Below are 4840 nucleotides of genomic sequence, written 5' to 3' on the forward strand. Positions count from 1 at the left end.
CTTCGCCCTTCATTTTGGAACTGATAAAAGCTATGTGTAAATATAGCTTTTTAAAATAGGTAGTTTTTTAGTCATTAAATTATGTTGAAGTTAAAGCTCTTGAAGGGAGTGAAACAATCGTGTTTTTAGATAATCTTGTACTAGGTGCAGGCGGTGCTTCGTTAAATAGTGGAGATATCATCGCAACATTAGTTATTTTCATCGTATTAATGTTACTACTTAAGAAATTCGCTTGGGGTCCACTTATGGGCATTATGCAACAACGTGAAGAATTAGTAGCGAGTGAAATCGAAGCAGCTGAAAAAGCGCGCAAAGAATCGCACCAATTTTTAGAAGAACAAAAGAGCCTTCTTAAGGAAGCTCGTACAGAAGCACAATCGATTGTTGAAGGCGCTAAGAAGCAAGGCGAATTACAAAAAGAAGAAATTCTTACTGTAGCTCGTAATGAAGCAAATCGCTTAAAAGAATCGGCTTTACGTGAAATTGAGTCTGAAAAAGAAAAAGCTATTGCAGCTGTACGTGATGAAGTCGTTTCATTATCTGTACTTGCAGCATCTAAAGTCCTTAGCAAAGAGATTTCTGAGGCAGACAACCGTGCTCTAATTGAAGAGACGATTGCGAAGGCAGGGGAAGCTCGATGAGTAATTCAACTGTAGCAAAACGTTACGCTCAAGCGCTTTTTGAATTGGCGCAACAAAAAAATATTCTTACTGAAGTAGGAGCAGACTTAAGTGAACTAACAAAAGTAGTAAAAGAATCGCCTGATTTTTTAACGCTTTTAAATGCACCTAAGTTCTCCGTTGAACGAAAAAAACAAATGGTAGCTGATATCTTTAATGGTGCAACACCAGAAGTTTTACACACTGTTCAACTTCTAGTTGAGAAAAAACGTGTAAACGAGATGACACAAATTGCTAAGGCATATGCTGAACTTGCTGCGCAAGCACAAGGCACTGCAGATGCAACAGTATTTTCAACACGTGCACTTTCTGCAGAAGAAAGCGCTAATATTTCAGCAGCGTTCGCGAAACTTGTTGGAAAACAATCATTAAATATTACAAACGAAGTTGATCCATCTTTACTTGGTGGTATTCGTGTTCAAATCGGTAACCATATTTATGATAGCTCAGTAGCTAATAAACTAGAGCGTCTAAAACGTGAATTAATCGGTTAATAATTTAGAAATGTGAGAGGTGACATACATGGGCATCAAGGCTGAAGAAATCAGCAGTCTGATTAAACAACAGATTGAGAATTATGAATCTGAACTTAAAGTAAGCGAAGTTGGTACAGTTATCCGTATTGGTGACGGTATTGCTCTTGCTCATGGCCTCGACAACGCCATGGCTGGAGAACTACTAGAGTTCTCTAATGGTGTTATGGGTATGGCTCAAAACCTAGAAGAAGGTAACGTTGGTATCGTAATCTTAGGTCCATACACTGACATCAAAGAAGGCGATGAAGTTCGTCGTACAGGTCGTATCATGGAAGTACCAGTTGGTGAAGAACTAATTGGTCGTGTTGTAAACCCACTTGGACAACCAGTGGATGGACAAGGTCCTATCAACACTACAAAATCTCGTCCAATCGAAAGTCCAGCTTTCGGTGTAATGGCTCGTAAATCAGTACACGAACCACTACAAACTGGTATTAAAGCGATTGACGCATTAGTACCAATCGGTCGTGGTCAACGTGAGTTAATCATCGGTGACCGTCAAACTGGTAAAACATCTGTAGCTATCGATACAATTCTTAACCAAAATGACCAAAATATGATTTGTATCTACGTAGCAATCGGTCAAAAAGAATCTACTGTACGTGGTGTTGTAGAAACTCTTCGTAAACATGGCGCTTTAGATTACACAATCGTTGTGACAGCTTCTGCTTCTCAACCAGCTCCATTATTATTCTTAGCACCATTTGCTGGTGTATCTATGGCTGAAGAATTCATGTTACAAGGTAAACACGTATTAATCGTGTATGATGATCTTTCTAAACAAGCATCAGCTTACCGTGAACTTTCACTTCTTCTTCGCCGTCCTCCAGGTCGTGAAGCATATCCTGGTGACGTTTTCTACTTACACAGCCGCTTACTTGAACGCGCTGCGAAGTTAAATGAAACATATCAAAATGGTTCAATTACAGCTCTTCCATTCGTTGAGACACAAGCTGGGGATATCTCTGCATACATCCCAACTAACGTAATCTCAATCACTGATGGACAAATCTTCTTACAATCTGACTTATTCAACTCAGGTGTACGTCCAGCGATTAACGCCGGTCTTTCTGTATCACGTGTAGGTGGATCTGCTCAAATTAAAGCGATGAAAAAAGTTGCGGGTACACTACGTCTTGACTTAGCTGCATTCCGTGAGCTTGAATCATTTGCTCAATTTGGTTCAGATTTAGATAAAGTAACACTTGCTAAACTTGAGCGTGGTAAACGTACGGTTGAAGTTCTTAAACAAGACCTTAACAAACCACTAAAAGTTGAAAAACAAGTTGCAATCCTTTACGCATTAACTAAAGGTCATTTAGATGATATTCCAGTACAAGATATCGTTCGCTTCGAATCAGAATTCTTAAGCTGGTTAGATTCAAACCACACAAACGTTTTAGATCATGTTCGTACTACTAAAGAGCTTGCTCCTGATGCGGATTATGAAGCAGCAATCAATGCATTCAAAAAAACTTTCGCTAAATCAGAATAAGTCTTAGCTAGTCACTTGATTAAAAAACAGAAGGTGGTGAAATACCAGTGGTAAACTTACGCGAAATTAAAGGTCGTATTACTTCAACAAAGAGTACGAAGCAAATTACAAAAGCAATGCAGATGGTTTCTTCTTCTAAGTTACGTCGTGCAGAGCAAAATGCTAAAGCTTACGTTCCTTACATGGAAAAAATTCAGGACGTAGTAGGCGCGATCGCTTCAGGGACAAAAGACAGCGGACATCCAATGTTAACTGCTCGTCCTGTTAAGAAAACGGCTTACTTAGTCATTGGTTCTGACCGTGGTCTTGCAGGTGCTTACAATTCAAGTATCCTACGTCAAGTACAACGTACGATTAACGAGCGTCATAAATCAAAAGACGAATACGTTATTTTAGCAGTAGGTCGTGTTGTTCGTGACTACTTTGTGAAACGTGATCATAATGTCATCAGTAATGTTGTCGGTCTACCTGACCAACCAACATTTGCTGATATTAAAGAAATCGCTCGTAATGCTGTTGGTATGTTCATTGATGGTACGTATGACGAACTTTATATGTACTATAATCACTTTGTCAGCGCTATTGCTAGCGAAGTGACAGAGAAAAAACTTCTTCCATTAACAGATATTGCCCCTGCAAGCGGTACTGCTTCTTATGAATTCGAGCCATCTGGTGAAGCAATTCTAGAAGTGTTACTTCCACAATATGCGGAAAGCTTAGTTTATGGCGCATTATTAGATGGAAAAGCAAGTGAACATGCTTCTCGTATGACGGCTATGAAAAATGCAACAGATAATGCAACTGATCTTATTTCAGACCTTTCTTTGCAATATAACCGTGCACGTCAAGCGGCGATTACACAAGAAATTACAGAAATCGTTGGTGGAGCTGCAGCCTTAGAATAGGCAAGCAGCTTCCCAATGTCGTATAAGAATACGATAGGAGGGTACACAGTAATGAATAAAGGACATGTTATTCAAGTAATGGGTCCAGTTGTTGACGTTAAATTCGACAATGGCCAATTACCAGCAATCTATAACGCTTTAACAGTTAAGATTGAACGTCCTAATGAAGAACCAACAATTCTTGCATTAGAAGTTGCGCTTCATTTAGGTGATGATTCTGTTCGTACAATTGCGATGTCATCTACTGATGGCTTACAACGTGGAGCAGAAGTAACAGACTTAGGAAAAGCTATCTCAGTACCAGTTGGTGAAGTTACACTAGGTCGTGTATTCAACGTACTTGGAGAAGTAATTGACTTAGGTGAAGAGATTCCAGCAGACGCACGTCGTGATTCAATTCACCGTGAAGCACCAACTTTCGAGAATCTTTCAACTACAGTTGAAATTCTTGAAACAGGTATCAAAGTAGTAGACTTACTTGCACCATATATCAAAGGTGGTAAAATCGGTCTATTCGGTGGTGCCGGTGTAGGTAAAACTGTATTAATCCAAGAATTAATCAACAATATCGCACAAGAGCACTCTGGTATCTCTGTATTCGCTGGTGTAGGTGAGCGTACTCGTGAAGGGAACGACTTATTCTTCGAAATGAGCGATTCAGGCGTTATCAAGCAAACAGCGATGGTATTCGGTCAAATGAACGAGCCACCTGGTGCACGTATGCGTGTTGCTTTAACTGGTCTTACAATGGCGGAATACTTCCGTGATGAGCAAGGTCAAGACGTACTTTTATTCATCGACAATATCTTCCGTTTCACACAAGCAGGTTCTGAGGTTTCTGCCCTATTAGGTCGTATGCCTTCAGCGGTAGGTTACCAACCAACACTTGCAACTGAAATGGGTAAACTACAAGAACGTATCACATCTACGAACAAAGGATCTGTAACTTCTATTCAAGCGATTTATGTACCAGCCGATGACTATACTGACCCGGCTCCAGCTACAACTTTCGCCCACTTAGATGCAACAACTAACCTTGAGCGTAAATTATCTGAAATGGGTATCTACCCTGCGGTTGACCCATTAGCTTCGACTTCTCGTGCATTATCACCTGAAATCGTAGGCGCTGAGCACTACGCAATTGCTACTGGTGTACAACGTACAATCCAACGTTACCGTGAATTACAAGATATCATTGCAATCTTAGGTATGGATGAGTTATCT

The 4840-nt window shown here is 40.1% G+C and carries 5 protein-coding genes; all 5 read left to right on the plus strand.

Going from position 1 to position 4840, the window contains the following annotated elements; genetic code table 11:
• Positions 1–119 precede the first annotated feature (119 nt).
• Entirely contained in the window at positions 120–641 is a 522-nt protein-coding gene (gene atpF / locus B3D98_RS09260; protein ID WP_016992759.1) for a F0F1 ATP synthase subunit B, read from the plus strand.
• Positions 638–1174, plus strand: coding sequence for a F0F1 ATP synthase subunit delta (locus B3D98_RS09265; protein ID WP_036076089.1), 537 nt, complete (start codon positions 638–640; stop codon positions 1172–1174). Before atpF ends, B3D98_RS09265 begins: the two co-directional genes overlap by 4 nt.
• Before the next feature lie 28 nt (positions 1175–1202).
• Positions 1203–2711, plus strand: a complete 1509-nt coding sequence (gene atpA, locus B3D98_RS09270; protein ID WP_004269477.1) for a F0F1 ATP synthase subunit alpha — start codon at positions 1203–1205, stop codon at positions 2709–2711.
• Between the two features lie 47 nt (positions 2712–2758).
• On the plus strand, positions 2759–3616 hold the full coding sequence (gene atpG, locus B3D98_RS09275; protein WP_004269478.1) for an ATP synthase F1 subunit gamma: 858 nt from the start codon (positions 2759–2761) through the stop codon (positions 3614–3616).
• Positions 3617–3667: 51 nt separating this feature from the next.
• Positions 3668–4840, plus strand: a 1173-nt coding sequence (atpD, locus tag B3D98_RS09280; protein WP_288582603.1) for a F0F1 ATP synthase subunit beta, incomplete at its 3' end; no start/stop codon positions are given.

This window comes from Lysinibacillus sp. UBA5994, from assembly GCF_002429725.1.
GTDB classification, from domain to species: Bacteria; Bacillota; Bacilli; order Bacillales_A; family Planococcaceae; genus Lysinibacillus; species Lysinibacillus capsici.